Raw genomic sequence first — 16,541 nt, 5'->3', positions numbered from 1 at the left:
GTGAAGCGTTGCACAAACGAATCGCTTTATCGTAAAAGAATTTCCGTTCTTTACCCCTTAGCGCACAGCAGGTATATCATTTCCATGCCATCACGAGAGAATATTTCTTTTGACGTTCCGTTTCAGGTCGAAAGCCCTTTTGACCCTGCAGGCGATCAGCCACAGGCTATTGAGGGGCTTGCCGAAAGCATCCAGCAGGGTGTGGAAGATCAGGTGCTCCTTGGAGTTACAGGGTCTGGCAAAACCTTTACCGTGGCCAAGGTGATTGAGGCGGTCCAGCGCCCTGCGCTTATCCTCGCCCCCAACAAAACGCTGGCAGCACAGCTCTACAATGAATTCCGGCAGCTTTTCCCACATAATGCCGTGGAATATTTTGTGAGCTATTATGACTATTATCAGCCGGAAGCCTACCTGCCGCACTCCGACACCTATATCGAGAAAGACTCGTCCATTAATGACGAGATTGACAAGTTGCGCCATGCCGCGACGCACGCGCTCCTGACGCGGCGCGATGTCATTATCGTGGCCTCAGTGAGCTGCATCTATGGCCTTGGCTCTCCGGAGTATTATTCGCGAATGGTTATTCCGTTGGAAGTGGGGCTGCAGCTGAGCCGGGACAAACTTGTTGAACGGCTGGTTGAGGTACATTACGAGCGCAATGACTATGATTTCCATCGTGGAACCTTTCGCATTCGTGGAGATGTCCTCGAGATTTTGCCTGCGTACTCCAATCAGCAGGCTTTGCGCGTGGAGTTCTTTGGTGATGAAGTCGATTCGGTCAAGGAAACGGACCCCGTGACAGGGAAAATTTTGCAGGACGTGCGCAAGACCGTCATTTTTCCTGCGAGTCATTATGTCTCTGACCGTCCAAACCTCCAGCGCGCTATGGATGACATTCGCGACGAGCTGGGCGAACGGCTCCGGGAATATGAGCGGGACAAGAAATATCTGGAGCGTCAGCGCATTGAACAGCGTACCCAGCTTGATTTGGAGATGATTGAAGAGCTGGGCTACTGCAATGGCATTGAAAACTATTCCCGGCATCTTGATGGGCGTCAGAAAGACGAGCCACCAGCGACTCTGCTGGATTATTTCCCTGATGATTTTTTGCTCTTTGTGGATGAATCGCATGTGACCGTGCCCCAGATTGGTGGCATGTATAACGGTGACCGTTCGCGAAAAAAGACTCTCGTGGAGTTTGGGTTCCGTCTGCCATCTGCCTTGGATAACCGCCCGCTGAATTTTGAAGAATTTTTGGAGCGCAAGCGGCAGGCTGTGTATGTGTCGGCAACTCCCGGACCGTGGGAGATGGAGCGTTCACAGGGAATTCTTGTGGAGCAGATTATTCGTCCTACGGGACTCATTGATCCTCAGATTGATGTGCGCCCTGTCGAGGGGCAGGTTGATGACCTGCTGGCCGAGTGCCGGACCCGGCGAGAGCGGGGTGAGCGTGTGCTGGTTACAACCCTGACCAAGCGCATGGCTGAGGACCTGACTGAGTACTTGCAAACAATGGGTGTGAAAGCCCGTTACATGCATTCAGACATTGATACCCTTGAGCGTGTGGCAATTTTGCAGGCATTGCGCCGTGGCGAATTTGATGTGCTGGTGGGCATTAACCTTTTGCGAGAAGGCCTTGACCTCCCAGAGGTCTCGCTTGTTGCAATTTTGGATGGCGACAAGGAAGGCTTCCTGCGTTCAACGCGTTCGCTTATCCAGACTTTTGGCCGTGCCGCGCGAAATGCAGACGGCGAGGTCATCATCTATGCGGACACCGTGACCCGGTCCATGAAAGCTGCGCTTGAGGAGACAGACCGCCGCCGTGAGCGTCAGGTGGAATTCAATACTGAACATGGCATCGTTCCCAAGACGATTTTCAAAAAAATGGATAATCCGCTGGATTCACTGTATACTAAGAGTGAATCCAAAGACGGTTCCAGCGCGCAGAATGCACTGGAGATTGACTCTGACCCCAAGGCCTTGGCCGCAGAAATTAAACTGCTGGAGCGCGAGATGCGTGCCGCTGCCAAAGAACTGGAATTTGAACGTGCTGCCGAGCTGCGGGATCGTATTGCACAGCTTCGGGAAGCGCTTCGGGTGCTTGGGTAAACTATGGGCATATGCAAAGTGAAAACGGCGTATGGGACGCGGCTTCGGGGCAAGGTCTGCGGGCAGGTGCGTATGGCACAGCTCCGCAGGCGCTACGGAAGCCTGTTCCCGCTAATAATGGGACTTGTTTCGCTGGTGCTGGTCTTTGCTGGTGGCGTTGTTGCGTACATGCAGATCGAAGGCTGGTCCTTTCTCGAAAGCTTTTACATGGTGCTGATAGCGCTTTCTACGGTTGGGTTTGAAGAGGTTCACCCCCTGTCTGACCGTGGAATGGCCATGACCAGTATTCTCATTATTCTTGGCGTTGGTAACTTTGCATTTCTTATTGGCTCGGTCACTCAGATTTTGGTGGAAGGGCGGATTCAGGCTGTGTGGGGGAGGCATCGCGTGCAAAAGACAATAGACAAGCTTTCGGATCATATTATCGTGTGCGGGTATGGGCGCATTGGTGGCATTGCTGCACAGGAAATTTTGCGGGAAGGTATTCCCATTGTCGTGATTGAAAATGATCCTGAGCTTGTGACAAGTATGGAAGATGATGAGGTTTTGTTCATTGCCGGAGATGCGACGAATGACGAAAACCTCATCAAGGCGGGCATAGACCGGGCGCGAGCACTTATTACTGCTGTGTCGCAGGAAGCGTCTAATGTTTACGTGGCGCTGATGGCCCGGCAGATGAACCCGGATTTGTATATCGTCGCCCGGGCAGACCGGGAGTCACATATCCCGCGGCTGGAGCGGGCAGGGGCAGACCGTGTGCTTTTACCACATGTCCTTGGTGGTGTGCGTATGGCGCAGTCTGTGCTGCGGCCCGCAGTGACCAACTTTCTTGAGTTGACCCAGTCCAAGGAAGAACTGGATTTGAACATGGAAGAGCTGTTCATTCGTCCAGACTGTGCACTGGTAGGGAAAAATCTTGTTCAGTCACAGCTTCGCCAGCTCTATAATATTATTGTCATTGCCATCAAAAAAGCAGATGGGCAGATGATCTTCAACCCTTCTGCCGAAACTGTGTTGCACGCAGAAGATACGCTTATTCTGGTTGGAGATAAGGAAAACATGACCGAGCTTCGTCAGGGAATGTAGCCTTGGGCAAAGAGACTGCGTTTTTGCGGAAGCGTCTCTTCGCCATTGTGCGGGGCGGCGCTTTTCCTTTCTGGCTGAACCGTTCGCTTTTTCCTTGATAGACAGGCATCAGAACAGTATTCCAGACACCTAACCCCGAGAATTGAACTCTGTCCCAAAGCAGGGGAGAGTAAAGGAGAGACGAGGCCATGAGCGCCCCTCAGGATATTGTGAAGCAGGTGGAAAAACTGCGTGAGGAACTGGAATACCATAATCGCCAGTATTATGTTCTGGATACTCCAGAAATTGAAGATAATGAATATGATGCGCTTTTTCGCCAGCTCCGGGCGCTTGAAGAGCAGTATCCAGAGCTTGATGATCCGAACTCTCCAACCCGCCGAGTTGGTGGGCAGGCCGCTCCCGGTTTTGAACAACAGCAGCATAGTCTGCCCATGTATAGCCTTGATAACGTTTTTGACCTTGATGGCTGGAGTGCTTTTGTCGACCGGGTCCACCGTGGGCTTGATGGTTTTGGCCGGGTTGCTTTTTGGGTGGACCCCAAGCTCGACGGTCTGGCCTGCGAGATTGTGTATGAAAATGGGCAGATGACCCTTGCCCTGACTCGTGGCGACGGTGTGACTGGCGAAGTCGTGACCACAAACATGCGGACTGTGCGCAATCTTCCACTCCAGCTCAAGAGTTCTCCGCTGCCAACCCGTCTTGAAGTGCGTGGCGAAGTGGTCATGCTCAAGCGGGATTTTCAGCGCCTGAATGAAATGCAGGAAGAAGAGGGGAACAGGGCCTTTGCCAATCCCCGAAATGCCGCCGCTGGCTCTCTGCGTTTGCTTGATTCGAGCATTACCGCCAAGCGCCGCCTGAGCTTTATTGCCTATGGTGTGGGTGATGTGGCCTTCCCTGAAGGGGCGACGCCGTGGAAGACTCATGGTGAAATGATGGCCTTCCTGGAGGATGCGGGCTTTACTGTACCGTTTCAGGCGAGTTTGTGCGAAAGCCCGGAGGATGTCGCGGCGTATTACCAGCGGCTGACTGACGAGCGTGAGACTCTGCCCGTGGAGATTGACGGCGTTGTCGCCAAGGTTAATTCGCTGGAGGCTCAGCAGGCTTTGGGCTTCACGGCCCGTGCCCCCCGGTTCGCTATGGCCCTCAAGTTTCCGGCTGTAGAAGCTGAGACCATTCTGGAAAGCATTGAGATTCAGGTGGGGCGAACAGGCGTTTTGACTCCTGTTGCGCATTTGCAGCCTGTGGAAGTTGGCGGTGTGACTGTTTCCCGCGCGACCCTGCACAATGAGGAAGAAATTCAGAAAAAAGGGCTGCTGGTTGGCGACACTGTCAAGGTGCGCCGAGCTGGGGATGTTATTCCTGAGGTTGTCCGTCCGGTGACGGAAAAACGTACGGGCAAAGAAGAAAAATTTGTTTTCCCTACCAGCTGCCCTTCCTGTGGCTCTTCTGTTGAGCGCCTCCCCGGAGAGGTTGCCCTGCGTTGTCTGAATGTCTCCTGTCCGTCGGTCATGCGCCGCAAGCTGACGCATTTTGTCTCCAAGGCCGGTCTGGACATGACCCGTGTGGGCGTGAAGCTGGTTGAACAGCTTATCGACAAGGGGATTGTTTCGCACCCTGCTGATCTTTTCCGCCTGCATCGGGCTGAGCTGCACAAGCTTGACCGGATGGGGGAGAAGACCATTGATAACACTATGAAAGCCATTGACGCTGCCCGAACGGAGTCCAGCCTTGAGCGGCTTATTGCGGCTATGGGCATTCGTCACGTTGGCGAGCAGACCGCAAAAACACTGGCTCGGTCCTTTGAGGACCTTGAGGCCATTGGTGCTGCGACAGTGGAAGAATTGACGGCGTTGCCGGACATTGGGCCAGAAGTTGCGGGAAGCATACACGCGTTTTTCCGTAATGCAGACAATCACAGAATGATTGAAGACTTTCGTGAAATTGGTTTGTGGCCTCGTGGAGGAAAGGGCGAAGAGCCTGTGGCAGAGAGTGCAGTTGCAGGCAAGACACTGCTCTTTACTGGAACGCTGGAAGGCATGTCGCGACCAGAAGCCAGCAAGCTGGCCGAGGCGCATGGTGCCCGTGTCGTGAAAGCCATTTCGTCCAAGGTCGACTATCTTGTTGCTGGTGCAAAAGCTGGCAGTAAGCTCCGCAAGGCGCAGGAGCTTGGGGTTGAGGTCCTTGACCTTGAGCAGTTCCTTGCCATGGTTCAGGCTCCGGGAGCAGAAACTCCGGCAGAGAATGCTGTAGAGTTTGATACTGTTTCAGAGGGGAGCGCAGAGCCAGAAAAGGCTGCGAGTGACGCTCAGGGCACAGAAGTGGAAACACGGAGTGCGGGAAGCGCAGACCAGTATTCACTTATTTAGATAATTTTTATTCGCAACAAAGCATTTGGAGGAAGGAATGAGTACCCCGATTATTGTTATGGGCGCACACGGACGCATGGGTGCAACGATTGCACAGTTGATCAGAAACGACGAAGCCGCAGAACTTGCTGCTGTTTGTGAGCGTGCAGGCCGTGGCGAAGGGCTTGAATTGCTCGGCTGCGAAGTGGGCGAAGAACTTGGCGCTGTGCTGAAAAATCATCCCGGTGCTGTTGTCATTGACTTCACGGCAGTTCAGGCCAGCCTGTCTAACGCTCGTGTGTGTGCAGAGCATGGAAATCCCATTGTCATCGGCACCACGGGATTTACCCCAGCGGAGCTGGACGAGCTGCGGTCCATTGCTGAGAAGAATCCGACCTTTTGGGCGCCGAACATGAGTGTTGGAGTGAACGTCCTTCAGCAGGTCCTGCCTGAGCTGGTGAAAAAGCTTGGCCCTGACTATGATTTGGAAATGGTGGAGCTGCACCACAACAAGAAGAAAGACGCTCCGAGCGGCACCGCGCTTAAGCTGGCTGAATGCCTTGCCGAAGCCCGTGACTGGGATCTTCAGGAAGTAGGGAATTTCTCCCGTGAGGGCATCATCGGTGAGCGTCCCAAAGAAGAAATTGGTGTGCAGACTATTCGCGGTGGCGACGTGGTCGGCGTGCATACCGTGTACTTCATGGGACCCGGCGAACGCATCGAAGTGACGCATCATGCACACTCCAGAGACACCTTTGCTCAGGGGTCTATCCGTGCTGCAAAGTGGCTCGCAGGGCAGAAGCCCGGAAAGCTTTACGCTATGGCCGACGTGTTCGCTTAGGCGAGGCTCAAGATATGTGAATTAGAGGGAGTGCTCCGGCGCTCCCTTTTTTTCTGGGAAAGCGGCATCAATGGCCTGATGGCGAAAGTCAAAGATGGTGTCGAGACGGCGGCGTACGAGTGCAGCATGGACCAGGCGACCTAAAGGACCAAAGGGAAGCCGGTAGGACACCCGATCTATCATGAGTGTTTCGTCATGCGGTATGGGTTTGAATATGTGCTCATGATGCCAGAGACTATACGGCCCTGCCCGCTGCTCATCAACAAAGTAAAGTGGTTCCCGGACATGGGTAATCTCTGTGACCCACTCCACGGTCCAGCCGGGAATTGGGCGCAGGGCGTATGTAAGAATTTGTCCTGCGTACATGGGCTGGGGCAGGGGGCAGGTCATGTTGAACCTGAGCCAGCCGGGCGTGATGTCACACAAGTTCGATGGGTTAGAAAAAAAGGCCCATGCCTCGTGCGGTGTCGCATGAATGGTTTGTGATCTTTCTAGAGTGTACAGCATGCAGAAAGTATAGCAAAAAGCAGAGGAACAGAGGAGTCTTGAAACAGAGAAATCGCAAGAAAGGAATCGTTCTGAAAGGTCTTTTCGCGTATACTGCAACGGACAGTGTTTCTTTCAACCCCCAGAGAGGTCGACATGTGGGAAGAGATTTTACGTCAGCTTAATGTATCACAATGGGTTGCTTCGATTATGGGCTGGGTTTCTGTGAACAGCCTGCGAATTCCTGTTGCACTTGTGTTTTTCCTGGTTGGGCGCTGGGTTGCCAAGCGTCTGGCTAATATGGTTCGGCACATGGTTATGCGTCACCGAAGCGATGGCCTGCTCGCCAACTTTCTCGCGGGCTGTACCTATTACGCCCTGCTTACCGCAATTATCATTTCTGCGCTCGGGCAGCTGGGGCTTAATGTCACATCGCTCGTCGCCATTTTGGGTGCTGCTGGCTTGGCTGTCGGCCTTGCGCTCAAAAATTCTCTGTCGAATTTTGCCGCCGGGGCTATGCTGGTCTTGTTTCATCCTTTCAAGGTCGGCGACTACATTGAAGGCGCTGGGACCTCTGGCACTGTTCAAAAACTGAACATTTTTCAGACAATTTTGACAACGCCAGACAACAAGATGGTTTTTGTGCCTAATGGCAAGCTTTTGGACAGCGTTATTGTGAACGTCACACACAATACGACCCGTCGGCTTGATATGGTTGTGGGTGTTTCGTATGACGCGAATCTTTCTAAGACGAAAGAGATCCTTCTTTCTGTGCTGGAGGCTGATGATGCCGTTTTGAAAGATCCTGCACCCAATGTTGCCGTGCATGAGCTGGCGGATTCGTCAGTGAATTTGATTGTACGTCCGTGGGTCAACACGTCCGATTACTGGGCAACGCACTGGCGCCTCAAGGAAGGGCTGAAAAATGCTCTGGATGATGCGGGTATTTCTATCCCGTTCCCGCAGCAGGATGTGCATGTGCATGGTTTGAGTCTGGGAGAAAAAGAGGGCAGGCCCTTGGATGAGGCGAAGCCTGAGAATGCATAGAAAAAGCCCCGGCCAAGCGGTCGGGGCTTTGTTTTTGGCGGGCAGGAGAGCTACATCTGGTACAGCTCTTCGCCGGGGATGATGCGGATTCCGTTTTTGGCCAGCGTTTCGATAGCAAGATCGGTGCGGTCAAAGCGGAAGATCATAATGGCTTCTTTGCCCTTCTGCTGGATGAATGCGTACATGTATTCCACATTCACACCTGCGTTTGAAAGCATGTCCAGCAGGGTGTACAGGCCGCCGGGATTATCGTCGACCTCAACGGCGACAACCGTGGTGCGGCCGACAGTAAAGCCGTTATCCTTGAGGATGTTGCGGGCTGTTTCAAAGTCGTTCACAATAATGCGCAGGATGCCAAAGTCCGATGTGTCGGCAAGTGACATGGCGCGAATATTGATGTCATTTTCTTTGAGGACTCGCGTCAGTTCTGCGAGTCGACCAGCTCTGTTTTCGAGAAAAATGGAAATCTGTTCAGCTTTCATTGGGTGCTGTCTCCCCTGTTTCGACGTTATGGTTTAAATCCATTCCCTTACGACGTGTTCTCTTTGTACGTGAGGAAGGGAGCGCTTGGCAAGAGCTGCCACCCATTGGCCTCAACTCATTTACAGGGTATCCTGTCGAGTGACTCTCCGCAAAATTCAACTGAGGAGCGATTATGGAAGATTTGTGTTTTGACACACTGGACCAGTTTGAGAATTTTGCAGTTGAAACGCTTTGCAGCCTCGCTCAGCAGGCGCAGGAAGAAAAAGGAGCTTTTTCACTTGTTTTGTCTGGAGGAAAAACTCCAGCGCCAGTATACAGAAAGATATCACAGTGTCCGGATTTCCCATGGAAAGCAACGCATGTTTTTTGGGGGGATGAGCGCATGGTGTCCCCGAGTCATAACGACAGCAATTACAAAATGGCGTATGACTCTTTGCTTTCACGTGTGGCAATACCAGAAGAAAATATTCATCGCATTGTTGGCGAGCTGGAACGGCCAGAAGACGCCGCCGCAGCGTATGCTGAAACCATGTTGGCGCAGGCAAAGGCGCATGGCTTTTTGAATGAGCGTGGAGAACCTGCCTTTGACTGCATCGTGCTCGGAATGGGACCTGATGGGCACACGGCTTCACTTTTCCCACATGCTGAAAGCTTGCTCGAAGAACGTGATTTGTGTGTGGCGGATGCCGGAGAGCAGGGCGTGCCCCCGGTTCCTCGGGTGACGATGACGCTCCCTGTCATAAATGCAGCGCATAATATCCTTTTGCTTGCTGCTGGAGAGGAGAAGAATCAGCTCTTGGATGAGATTTTGGCAAACAGGTCTCTCGCGGCCCAAAAATATCCGATGGCGCGGGTTCTTCCCGCAGGAAAAATGTTTTGGTTGCGGCATTTGTGCGCGGTCTCGTGATTGCGGGTCAGCGGGAAATGCTTTATGTGATGAGCCGCTTTGATAAAAAGGGGGAGTTTTCCCCCTTCATATTTTTTGAGCATGGCGTATTGCTGTGGTGAATTCGCAATACGTGTGCGATACATTTTGATGAAAGAAAATCGAAGTGGGACGGTTTTGTTCTCCCACGAGAAAAAGGAGCTATTGCAGAGCAATGAGCAATACTGAGAAAAACACCACCCTGAGTGTCAGTGAGAAAATGCAGCAGATCGCCCTTTGGCTGGACGAGAAAAAAGGGCGGGATATCCTTGCTCTTGATGTTGCTGGACTGAGTGGCATCACCGAAGGTGTTGTTGTCGTCACCGCTGGTAGCCTGAAACACGGTCAGGCCCTTGCCGACTACGTTTTGGACAAAAGCGGCGAGGCCGGATGGGAATATCTTGGAATGGAAGGATACAAGAGCAACGCATGGATCCTTGTCGATCTGAACGATGTCCTCGTACACGTTTTCCAGGAAGATTCTCGAGATTTTTATAACCTCGAAGGCCTGTGGGCAGAAGCTGAGCGTCTTGAGCTGAACTTCGCAGAAAGCGACAACTAGGTCTTTCGTACACAGAGTCTTTATTGCCATCAGGAGGAGGTTTCCATGTCTCAGCTTACCCCGACTCTTTTACTCATTCTGGACGGATGGGGTCTTGCCCCAGAAGGAAAAGGCAATGGCGTGATTTTGTCCAATACGCCAAACCTTGACCGAATTAGCAAAAGCTATCCCTCGACAACACTCAAGTGTTCTGGCCGCGCTGTTGGCCTGCCTGAGGGCTTTATGGGAAACTCCGAGGTTGGGCACATGAACCTTGGCGCTGGGCGGGTTGTGTATCAGGATATGACCCGTATCGACATGGCTATTGAACAGGGAACCTTTGCTTCTCGTCCTGCGCTTGCAGAGTTGTTGCAGGTGCTCAAGGAAAAGGGTTCCCGGCTTCATTTGATGGGCCTTCTTTCTGATGGCGGTGTGCATAGCCACCTGAACCACCTGTATGCCTTGCTCGAAGCGGCAAAGCGTGCCGGTGTTCCTGCGTATGTGCATGCCTTTGCTGATGGGCGTGATACCGGGCCAGAAAAGGGCATCGGGTTTATGAAGCGCCTTGTCGCAAAAATGCAGGAACTTGGGTGGGGACAGGTCGCGAGTGTGACAGGTCGCTATTATGCGATGGACCGAGACAGCCGCTGGGAACGTATTCAGCTTGCCTATGAAGGGCTGACCGAAGGCAAGGGCCAGCGTGAAACTGACCCCGTTGAGCTGTTTTCCAAAGCCTATGCCGCTGGTGAGTATGACGAGTTTATCAAGCCTCGCATTTTGACTCAAAAAGACGGTTCCCCTGTCGCTTGCATCGAAGATGGAGACGGTCTCTTTTTCTTCAATTTCCGCGCAGACCGTGCCCGCCAGATTTCCAGAACGCTGTTTGATGACGCGTTTGATGGCTTTAGCCGCGCTGTTCGGCCTACGCTCGCAGGTTTTGCCACGATGACTGAATATGAGTCTTCGTTTCCGCTCCCTGCGGCTTTTCCGCCAGAAGATATTCACATGGGGATGGGGGAAGTTGTTTCCGGGCTTGGTGTTCGTCAGCTCCGTATTGCCGAAACTGAGAAGTATGCCCATGTGACGTACTTTTTCAACGGCGGACGCGAGGAGCCTTTCGAGGGCGAAGACCGCAAGCTTATTCCGTCTCCTCGTGAAGTTGCAACGTACGACCAGAAGCCCGAAATGAGTGCGTATCTCGTTGCGGATGCTTTTGAAGAGCTGTGGTCAGAAAATTCTTATTCTTTTGCTGTGCTCAACCTTGCGAATTTTGACATGGTCGGGCACACCGGAAGTATTCCTGCTGTTGTTCAGGCTGGAAAAGCCGTTGATGCCTGCGCTCAGCGCATTATTGACGCTGTTCTCAAAAAAGGTGGGCGTGTGTTGCTGACTGCTGACCACGGAAATGCCGAGCAGATGCTCGATGCTGACGGTGGACCGCATACTGCACACAGTATGAATCCTGTCCCGCTCTATCTTATTGAAAATGAAGAATCTCGCTACGCTTTGAAGTCCGGAAAGCTGGGGGACATTGCCCCCACGATTCTTGGCCTTTGGGGTGTGACGCCTCCCGCTGAAATGACGGGTGAGGTTCTGCTCGAGGAGAAGTAAATGGCTGAGACAAAAAAGCCTTTGTCCCCTGTTACACCAAAAGGCTTTGAACTTGTGTTTTTTTACGAGTGCCCTGGATGTAAGAAAGAGTTGCCGCTGGTTGCTCCAACTCAGCCTGCGATGGTAAAATGCGGAAGCTGCGGGATGAAATTCCCTGTTGCGCCTGTCGAAAAAAGGGCACTTCAGTTTTTCCGGTTGATGACCCAAAACGGGCAGGCTGCAATCGAGTCTGAATATTTGTAATATGCTAGACATACTGCACATTCGCCACTCAGGGTTAACCATGCCAAGTGTTCGGTTCCGCGTTGTCCCATTTGTTGAGGATGCCCGGAAGCGTGGCTTGCATATCAAAGATGTGCAGATTCCTAAAACAGCTCTTCAGCGGGTCGGGTTTTACTCGACCCTCCCTAGAGCCAAGGTCATCGTTCTCCAAAAGAAACTTCTTTCTTCGCTGGAGCTTTTTCTTCTTCGTCGCAAAGCGCAAACCCTTGTCTTTGATTTTGACGATGCTCTGTGGACAACGCACCCCAACCAGGGAAACGTCTCCCCTCGACGAACTGCGCGTTTAAAAAAACGCCTTCTTCGGGTGTGTTCTAAGGTTGATGTCGTAGTTGCAGGGAATTCGTATCTTGCAGAGCAGGTACGCGCTGTTGCTTCTCGAATATTCATCATGCCAACCCCACTAGACACAGATCGGTATGTTCCTGCTTCTGTCGGAGCTACCGTTCATTCCAAGCCCGTCGTGGGATGGATGGGGACCTCTGGCAATCTTTTTTTTCTTCCTGGAATTGTTTCTGAGCTTCAATCAGATGCTGATGTAAAGTTTATGGTTGTCTCTGGCTCTGACAACGTCGAGTTTTCCGGTGCCTTTGATTACCACTACGAGCGTTGGTCTTCTGAGCATGAAGTTACCCAGCTTCAGGCGATGGATATTGGCTTGATGCCCCTCACAGACGACGAGTACACTCGTGGAAAGTGCGGCTTTAAGCTCCTTCAGTACATGGCCTGCGGCGTTGCCCCCATTGCCTCGGATGTTGGGTTTAATCGTGAGATTATTCGGCATGGAGAAAATGGTTTTCTCGTCAGCAGCGACAAGGAAATGGCGCACTACATTCGCCTCCTTGCTCGAGACCCCTTTCTGCGGCATCGCATTGCCGTTCAGGCCCGGCGTACTGTCGTCGAGCGGTTTAGTCTTAAGGTTGCGACCCAGCAGCTTTGGCGTGAGTTAGGGGTTGTGTAGGGCCAGAAGGGTGGAACTGAGAGGGGAGGAACCGGGGCCAGCCCCGGACCCCGCGTAAGGGAATGATTCCCTTACGTATCCTCATCGAGTTTAAAAGCCGTGCAAGCTTCGCTTGCACGGCTTTTAAACTTGGGTGAGAAGGCGATAAGAAAGTCTTTCTCTTCTGCGAGTTGCCACCATTTTCTTTCTGAACGCGAGCGTTCAGAAAGAAAGGGGGTGAGGCGCAAAGAAAAAGAACACACGTCCAGTTAACTAGACCGAAAAAAAGGGGACCGAAATGGAGAGGAGAGCGTAGCTCTCATCACATTTCGGTCCCCTTTTATTTCGGGCGATAGCGGGATTCCCAAGGGCCTCGTCCTTGGGCGGGGTCAAGGGGCAGCGCCCCTTGCAGGGTTTGGGGCAGCGCCCCAATAAAACACCCGCCCGCCCGGTGCCCCTTGCAGAGCACGAGACGGAGTCTCGTTAAATACGAGGCATACCACGCCGGGCGAGCAGTTCATTGTAAACCTGAATGCTGCGCTCGACTTTTTTTTCGAGGGTGAATTCCTGAGCGCGTTCAAGGCTGGCACGCCCCCAACGCTGGCGAGCTTCTGTGTCAGAGGCCATGCGCTGGAGTGCGGCGGCGAGTGGGGCGACTTTCTTGGGCGGAACGAGCAGACCATTGCTGGTAATCAGCTCTGGAACGCCACCGACGGCACTGCCAATGCAGGGGAGTCCAAAGCCAAAGGCTTCAATTAGGACGTTCGGCATGCTCTCCGAGATGGAGGGCAAAACGAAACAGTCGAAAATTTGGAGATAGTCTGCAACATTCTCAATGCGTCCGGGGAAGTGCGCCCGATCGCCAAATCCGAGGGCCTGACATTTACTTTTCCACTCGGGGCGCTTGGTGCCGACTGCGACGAGATGGGCGTCAATGCCGGAGTGAGCCATTGCCTTGACTAAATAGTCGAGCCCCTTAACGGGCTTGTCTCCGACGATGGCACCAACAACAAAAGCATTTTCGGGGATGCCGAGCTGCTGGCGCATTTCTGCTGGCGTGCAGTTGGTTGCAATGCGGTCCTGCGGGACGCCGTTGTAAATCGTGCGAATTTTATTCTTTGGGCAACCAACAGAGCGAATGACTTTGCCACATGCGTTGGAGTTCACGACATAACAGTCCATACCGGGAGACCAGTAGGGGAGCGGGTTGTTGGGGCGATAAATAACGCCGCGATAGCCAACACAGACAACGCCTCGACTGCGCCAGGACAGGCTCCACCAGCTGAGCTTCTTGTTGGCTTTGTTGTGAAAGGCATGGGCAACGCATGGTTCACCAGAGCTGGGCAAAAAACGCTCTACAAACTTGCGCCAGTCGCTTCGTTTTTCTGGCATGTTCTGCCAGTCAATGCTCTGGTCAAGTCCTGTAATTTCTGCATTGTGTGGCACAAAAAAGGTCAGCTCGTGGCCACGGCGACTGAGTCCCTGCGCCAGATACATAGCCTGCCGGGTTCCGCCAGACAAAGAGGAACTAGATGTCATGAACAGAAAACGCATGTGAAGCTCCACGTTGAATGTGATCGATGTGTTTTTGCAGCTCAGGGAGAATCTTTTCCGCAGTCAGTGTGCGCAAACAGGCAATGTCGCCTCGCGGGCAACGGTTTTCGTTGCAGGGCTGGCAGTCGAGCTTGAGCGCATAGGCGATGTGATCCTCGGAAGGAAATGTCCAGCCCTGACTTGTTGAGCCGAGAACGACAAAAGAGGGCGTACCACAGGCAACAGCCATGTGCCGAGGGGCCGAACAGTTCCCAAGATGCAGGGCTGCCTGCTCAATGAGTGCGGCCATTTCGCGAAGACTGTACATGGTCTCGGGGAAAATCGCGGCATCACACTGCGCGGCATCCTTGACGGCACGAGCGTCCTGCTCCTCACCGGGACCATAAAAAATGAGAAATCGTAAACGTGGGTCAGCTTCCGAGGCTAAGCGGATGAGTTTTCCATAATGCTCGGCAGGCCACTGACGTGTTTTGCGGCGATGCGTCGGGTCAACGGTCACGAGAAAATGCGTGTCCTTGACGCCAAGTGCGGCAAGCTCCTTGCGGGCCTTTTGCCGCTCCTGCTCGGTGAAAAACATTTTGGGACACTCACCGTCCCAGGCAAGGCCAAGAGGCCGAAGCACACTGGCTTTGGACATGGCCGCGTAGCCAGATTCCATGTCGACCCAGTGGGTGTAAAATGGCTTGTTGTACCACGGCGGGGTGAAGGTCAGGCGGATCTGACGGCCGCTTGAGGGCTTAAAGAAGCGTGACAGGGCGACAACATTACGCATGCGCGGAAGCTGCTGAAAATCGACGATGATGTCAAAACGCTCACGGGCAACAGTGAGATAAAACGAGAGCTGGCGCAGCAGATTTTTGTGCTCGTTGCGGTCAATGAGCCAGAGCCTGCTGATTTCTGGATTATGCTCCAGCACCGTCTTGTTGATCTTCATGGTCAAGACGTGAATCTCGGCCTGAGGGTAGCGCTCTTTCAAAAGATGAATGGCTGGAGTCGCAAGGATAACGTCACCAATCTGCCGAAGCTGACAGACAAGAATTTTTTTTACGGACTCTGGTGGAAGCGAAATTGTACGATTGCTCATCGGCGGCACTGCTCCCTGATGAATGCGAGAAATTCATCGGCACGGACGTCAAGGCTGTTGTTGGCCCTAAACCAGTTCCAGACATCATCGCGAAGCTGAAAAAGTGCTTCATTATCAAGACGAAGCAACTCTTCGAGCGCATGAACCAAATGATCGGGAACACGCTCGCGTTTGACGAGAGTTTTTTCGAGCGGGCTGATGTCAAAGGGCCATGCCTCGGCAATGCCGCCAATGTTGCGGGCGACAGGGACGAGACCTTCAGACATTGCCTCAAGCAGGGTGTTGGGCAGGCCTTCGGAATAGGAAGGAAGAACAAAAATATCTGCCTGTTTCAAAATAGACCGAATATCCTGCACAAAGCCGTGCCAGGTGATGTTGTCGGTAAGCCCAAGTTCGTGCGCAAGCTGCTTGAGTTCTTTTTCAGATTTGCCCGTACCTGCAACGTGCAGATGGAAGGAATAGCCGCCATCCTTGAGACGCTTGAGGGCATGGAGCAGGTCCGCGTGTCCCTTGTCTGGATTGAGCTGACTTGTGACGGCAATCTGCCGGGGGCTGCGTACGAGAGATGGTGGTTCCGCAGAGGATTTTTTCCCGGTGAGGATGACGGTAACTTCTTCGGGGTGCAAAAAGTCAAGTTCCTTGAGCAGACCATCTTTAATGAACTGGCAGGGAACAAGAATCTGAGGTCCAATAAATTTGTGGGTATTTTTGACCTTTGGCGTGTTGCGCATGTCGCGGGGGAGGCCAACGCGGTGAATGACGGGAATGCCTGCAAGACGTGCGGCAACACCTGCGGTGCGAATATCTTTGCCAACGTTGACGACGAGGGCGTCAATGTTGTGCTGCTTGAAGTAGCGGTAAAAACGCCAGACAGCGAGGGGGTTGTAGTCAAAGCCAAAGTTCATGGCGTGGGCTTCCAGGCCGAGCTTGACAGCTCGGGTGTGGAAGGGGCCCCGGCGGCAAAAGATCGGGGCATGGTGCCCTTTTTCTGTGAGACGACTGGCAAGGTCCAGCGTCCAGGCTTTGACACCGCCAAAACGGCGGGTTGCGTTGACAAATGCGATATTCATGGAAAAATTTTACCTATTGAAATTTCAGGTGAACACATCCCTGATATTTACGGTTGTGAATGGTGGCGAGGGGAGTGGTACTGAGCCGGAGCCACCGAAAGTGAAATCCCGGCAGTGGTATCAGAAACTTGCCGCGTGGA

15 protein-coding genes are annotated in these 16,541 nt (G+C 53.0%); 10 read left to right on the top strand and 5 right to left on the bottom strand.

The window, feature by feature from the left end; all coding sequences use genetic code 11:
* The first annotated feature begins 84 nt into the window (after positions 1–84).
* From uvrB to dapB, 4 genes are all read left to right on the top strand, one after another.
* Positions 85–2,109 (top strand): excinuclease ABC subunit UvrB, encoded by a 2,025-nt coding sequence (gene uvrB, locus B5D23_RS13515; protein ID WP_078685983.1) that lies wholly within the window; start codon positions 85–87, stop codon positions 2,107–2,109.
* A 3-nt stretch (positions 2,110–2,112) separates the two neighbouring features.
* Positions 2,113–3,195: a potassium channel family protein gene (locus tag B5D23_RS13510; RefSeq protein WP_233814495.1), complete on the top strand. Its 1,083-nt coding sequence runs from the start codon at positions 2,113–2,115 to the stop codon at positions 3,193–3,195.
* A 188-nt stretch (positions 3,196–3,383) separates the two neighbouring features.
* Positions 3,384–5,561, top strand: a complete 2,178-nt coding sequence (gene ligA, locus B5D23_RS13505) for an NAD-dependent DNA ligase LigA (protein WP_078685982.1) — start codon at positions 3,384–3,386, stop codon at positions 5,559–5,561.
* 37 nt (positions 5,562–5,598) lie between these two features.
* Positions 5,599–6,381 (top strand): 4-hydroxy-tetrahydrodipicolinate reductase, encoded by a 783-nt coding sequence (gene dapB, locus B5D23_RS13500; RefSeq protein WP_078685981.1) that lies wholly within the window; start codon positions 5,599–5,601, stop codon positions 6,379–6,381.
* Between the two features lie 21 nt (positions 6,382–6,402).
* Here the strand turns inward: dapB and B5D23_RS13495 are convergent, their stop codons facing one another.
* Positions 6,403–6,807: an SRPBCC family protein gene (locus B5D23_RS13495; RefSeq protein ID WP_234985101.1), complete on the bottom strand. Its 405-nt coding sequence runs from the start codon at positions 6,805–6,807 to the stop codon at positions 6,403–6,405.
* Positions 6,808–7,023: 216 nt separating this feature from the next.
* Between B5D23_RS13495 and B5D23_RS13490 the strand changes: the two genes are divergently transcribed.
* Positions 7,024–7,914: a mechanosensitive ion channel family protein gene (locus B5D23_RS13490; RefSeq protein ID WP_078685980.1), complete on the top strand. Its 891-nt coding sequence runs from the start codon at positions 7,024–7,026 to the stop codon at positions 7,912–7,914.
* A gap of 50 nt (positions 7,915–7,964) precedes the next feature.
* Here the strand turns inward: B5D23_RS13490 and B5D23_RS13485 are convergent, their stop codons facing one another.
* Complete coding sequence (locus tag B5D23_RS13485; protein ID WP_078685979.1) at positions 7,965–8,396, bottom strand: ACT domain-containing protein; 432 nt, start codon at positions 8,394–8,396, stop codon at positions 7,965–7,967.
* 173 nt (positions 8,397–8,569) lie between these two features.
* Between B5D23_RS13485 and pgl the strand changes: the two genes are divergently transcribed.
* From pgl to B5D23_RS13460, 5 genes are all read left to right on the top strand, one after another.
* Entirely contained in the window at positions 8,570–9,304 is a 735-nt protein-coding gene (gene pgl, locus B5D23_RS13480; protein WP_078685978.1) for a 6-phosphogluconolactonase, read from the top strand.
* Positions 9,305–9,497: 193 nt separating this feature from the next.
* Positions 9,498–9,884 carry a ribosome silencing factor gene (gene rsfS / locus B5D23_RS13475; protein ID WP_078685977.1) on the top strand — a complete coding sequence of 129 codons (387 nt, stop codon included), beginning with the start codon at positions 9,498–9,500 and terminating at the stop codon, positions 9,882–9,884.
* Between the two features lie 45 nt (positions 9,885–9,929).
* On the top strand, positions 9,930–11,474 hold the full coding sequence (gene gpmI, locus B5D23_RS13470; RefSeq protein WP_078685976.1) for a 2,3-bisphosphoglycerate-independent phosphoglycerate mutase: 1,545 nt from the start codon (positions 9,930–9,932) through the stop codon (positions 11,472–11,474).
* Complete coding sequence (locus B5D23_RS13465; RefSeq protein WP_078685975.1) at positions 11,475–11,717, top strand: hypothetical protein; 243 nt, start codon at positions 11,475–11,477, stop codon at positions 11,715–11,717. It begins immediately after the preceding gene.
* 1 nt (position 11,718) lies between these two features.
* Positions 11,719–12,714: a glycosyltransferase family 4 protein gene (locus B5D23_RS13460; protein ID WP_078685974.1), complete on the top strand. Its 996-nt coding sequence runs from the start codon at positions 11,719–11,721 to the stop codon at positions 12,712–12,714.
* A gap of 462 nt (positions 12,715–13,176) precedes the next feature.
* On the opposite strand, the gene B5D23_RS13455 is transcribed toward B5D23_RS13460, so the two are convergent.
* From B5D23_RS13455 to B5D23_RS15245, 3 genes are read right to left on the bottom strand one after another with little or no spacing between them, the layout of a single operon-like run.
* The gene (locus tag B5D23_RS13455; protein ID WP_078685973.1) at positions 13,177–14,247 is read right to left on the bottom strand and encodes a glycosyltransferase family 4 protein; all 1,071 of its coding nucleotides are present in this window, start codon (positions 14,245–14,247) and stop codon (positions 13,177–13,179) included.
* Positions 14,222–15,331, bottom strand: coding sequence for a glycosyltransferase family 9 protein (locus B5D23_RS13450; protein ID WP_078685972.1), 1,110 nt, complete (start codon positions 15,329–15,331; stop codon positions 14,222–14,224). The genes B5D23_RS13455 and B5D23_RS13450 overlap by 26 nt, the downstream gene beginning before the upstream one ends.
* A complete protein-coding gene (locus B5D23_RS15245) occupies positions 15,328–16,401 on the bottom strand; it encodes a glycosyltransferase (RefSeq protein ID WP_078685971.1) in 1,074 nt (357 codons plus the stop codon). The genes B5D23_RS13450 and B5D23_RS15245 overlap by 4 nt, the downstream gene beginning before the upstream one ends.
* Positions 16,402–16,541: the final 140 nt, after the last annotated feature.

Source organism: Desulfobaculum bizertense DSM 18034 (genome assembly GCF_900167065.1).
Classification (GTDB): domain Bacteria; phylum Desulfobacterota; class Desulfovibrionia; order Desulfovibrionales; family Desulfovibrionaceae; genus Desulfobaculum; species Desulfobaculum bizertense.
The sequence above is the reverse complement of the archived record's forward strand: the minus strand, read 5'-3'. Positions and strand labels throughout refer to the sequence as shown.

Bases quoted from the DNA above. Each gene is read 5' to 3' on its own strand.
- uvrB (WP_078685983.1), top strand. From the start codon at position 85: ATGCCATCACGAGAGAATATTTCTTTTGACGTTCCGTTTCAGGTCGAA.
- B5D23_RS13510 (WP_233814495.1), top strand. From the start codon at position 2,113: ATGGGCATATGCAAAGTGAAAACGGCGTATGGGACGCGGCTTCGGGGC.
- ligA (WP_078685982.1), top strand. From the start codon at position 3,384: ATGAGCGCCCCTCAGGATATTGTGAAGCAGGTGGAAAAACTGCGTGAG.
- dapB (WP_078685981.1), top strand. From the start codon at position 5,599: ATGAGTACCCCGATTATTGTTATGGGCGCACACGGACGCATGGGTGCA.
- B5D23_RS13490 (WP_078685980.1), top strand. From the start codon at position 7,024: ATGTGGGAAGAGATTTTACGTCAGCTTAATGTATCACAATGGGTTGCT.
- B5D23_RS13485 (WP_078685979.1), bottom strand. From the start codon at position 8,396: ATGAAAGCTGAACAGATTTCCATTTTTCTCGAAAACAGAGCTGGTCGA.
- pgl (WP_078685978.1), top strand. From the start codon at position 8,570: ATGGAAGATTTGTGTTTTGACACACTGGACCAGTTTGAGAATTTTGCA.
- rsfS (WP_078685977.1), top strand. From the start codon at position 9,498: ATGAGCAATACTGAGAAAAACACCACCCTGAGTGTCAGTGAGAAAATG.
- gpmI (WP_078685976.1), top strand. From the start codon at position 9,930: ATGTCTCAGCTTACCCCGACTCTTTTACTCATTCTGGACGGATGGGGT.
- B5D23_RS13465 (WP_078685975.1), top strand. From the start codon at position 11,475: ATGGCTGAGACAAAAAAGCCTTTGTCCCCTGTTACACCAAAAGGCTTT.
- B5D23_RS13460 (WP_078685974.1), top strand. From the start codon at position 11,719: ATGCTAGACATACTGCACATTCGCCACTCAGGGTTAACCATGCCAAGT.
- B5D23_RS13455 (WP_078685973.1), bottom strand. From the start codon at position 14,247: ATGCGTTTTCTGTTCATGACATCTAGTTCCTCTTTGTCTGGCGGAACC.
- B5D23_RS13450 (WP_078685972.1), bottom strand. From the start codon at position 15,331: ATGAGCAATCGTACAATTTCGCTTCCACCAGAGTCCGTAAAAAAAATT.
- B5D23_RS15245 (WP_078685971.1), bottom strand. From the start codon at position 16,401: ATGAATATCGCATTTGTCAACGCAACCCGCCGTTTTGGCGGTGTCAAA.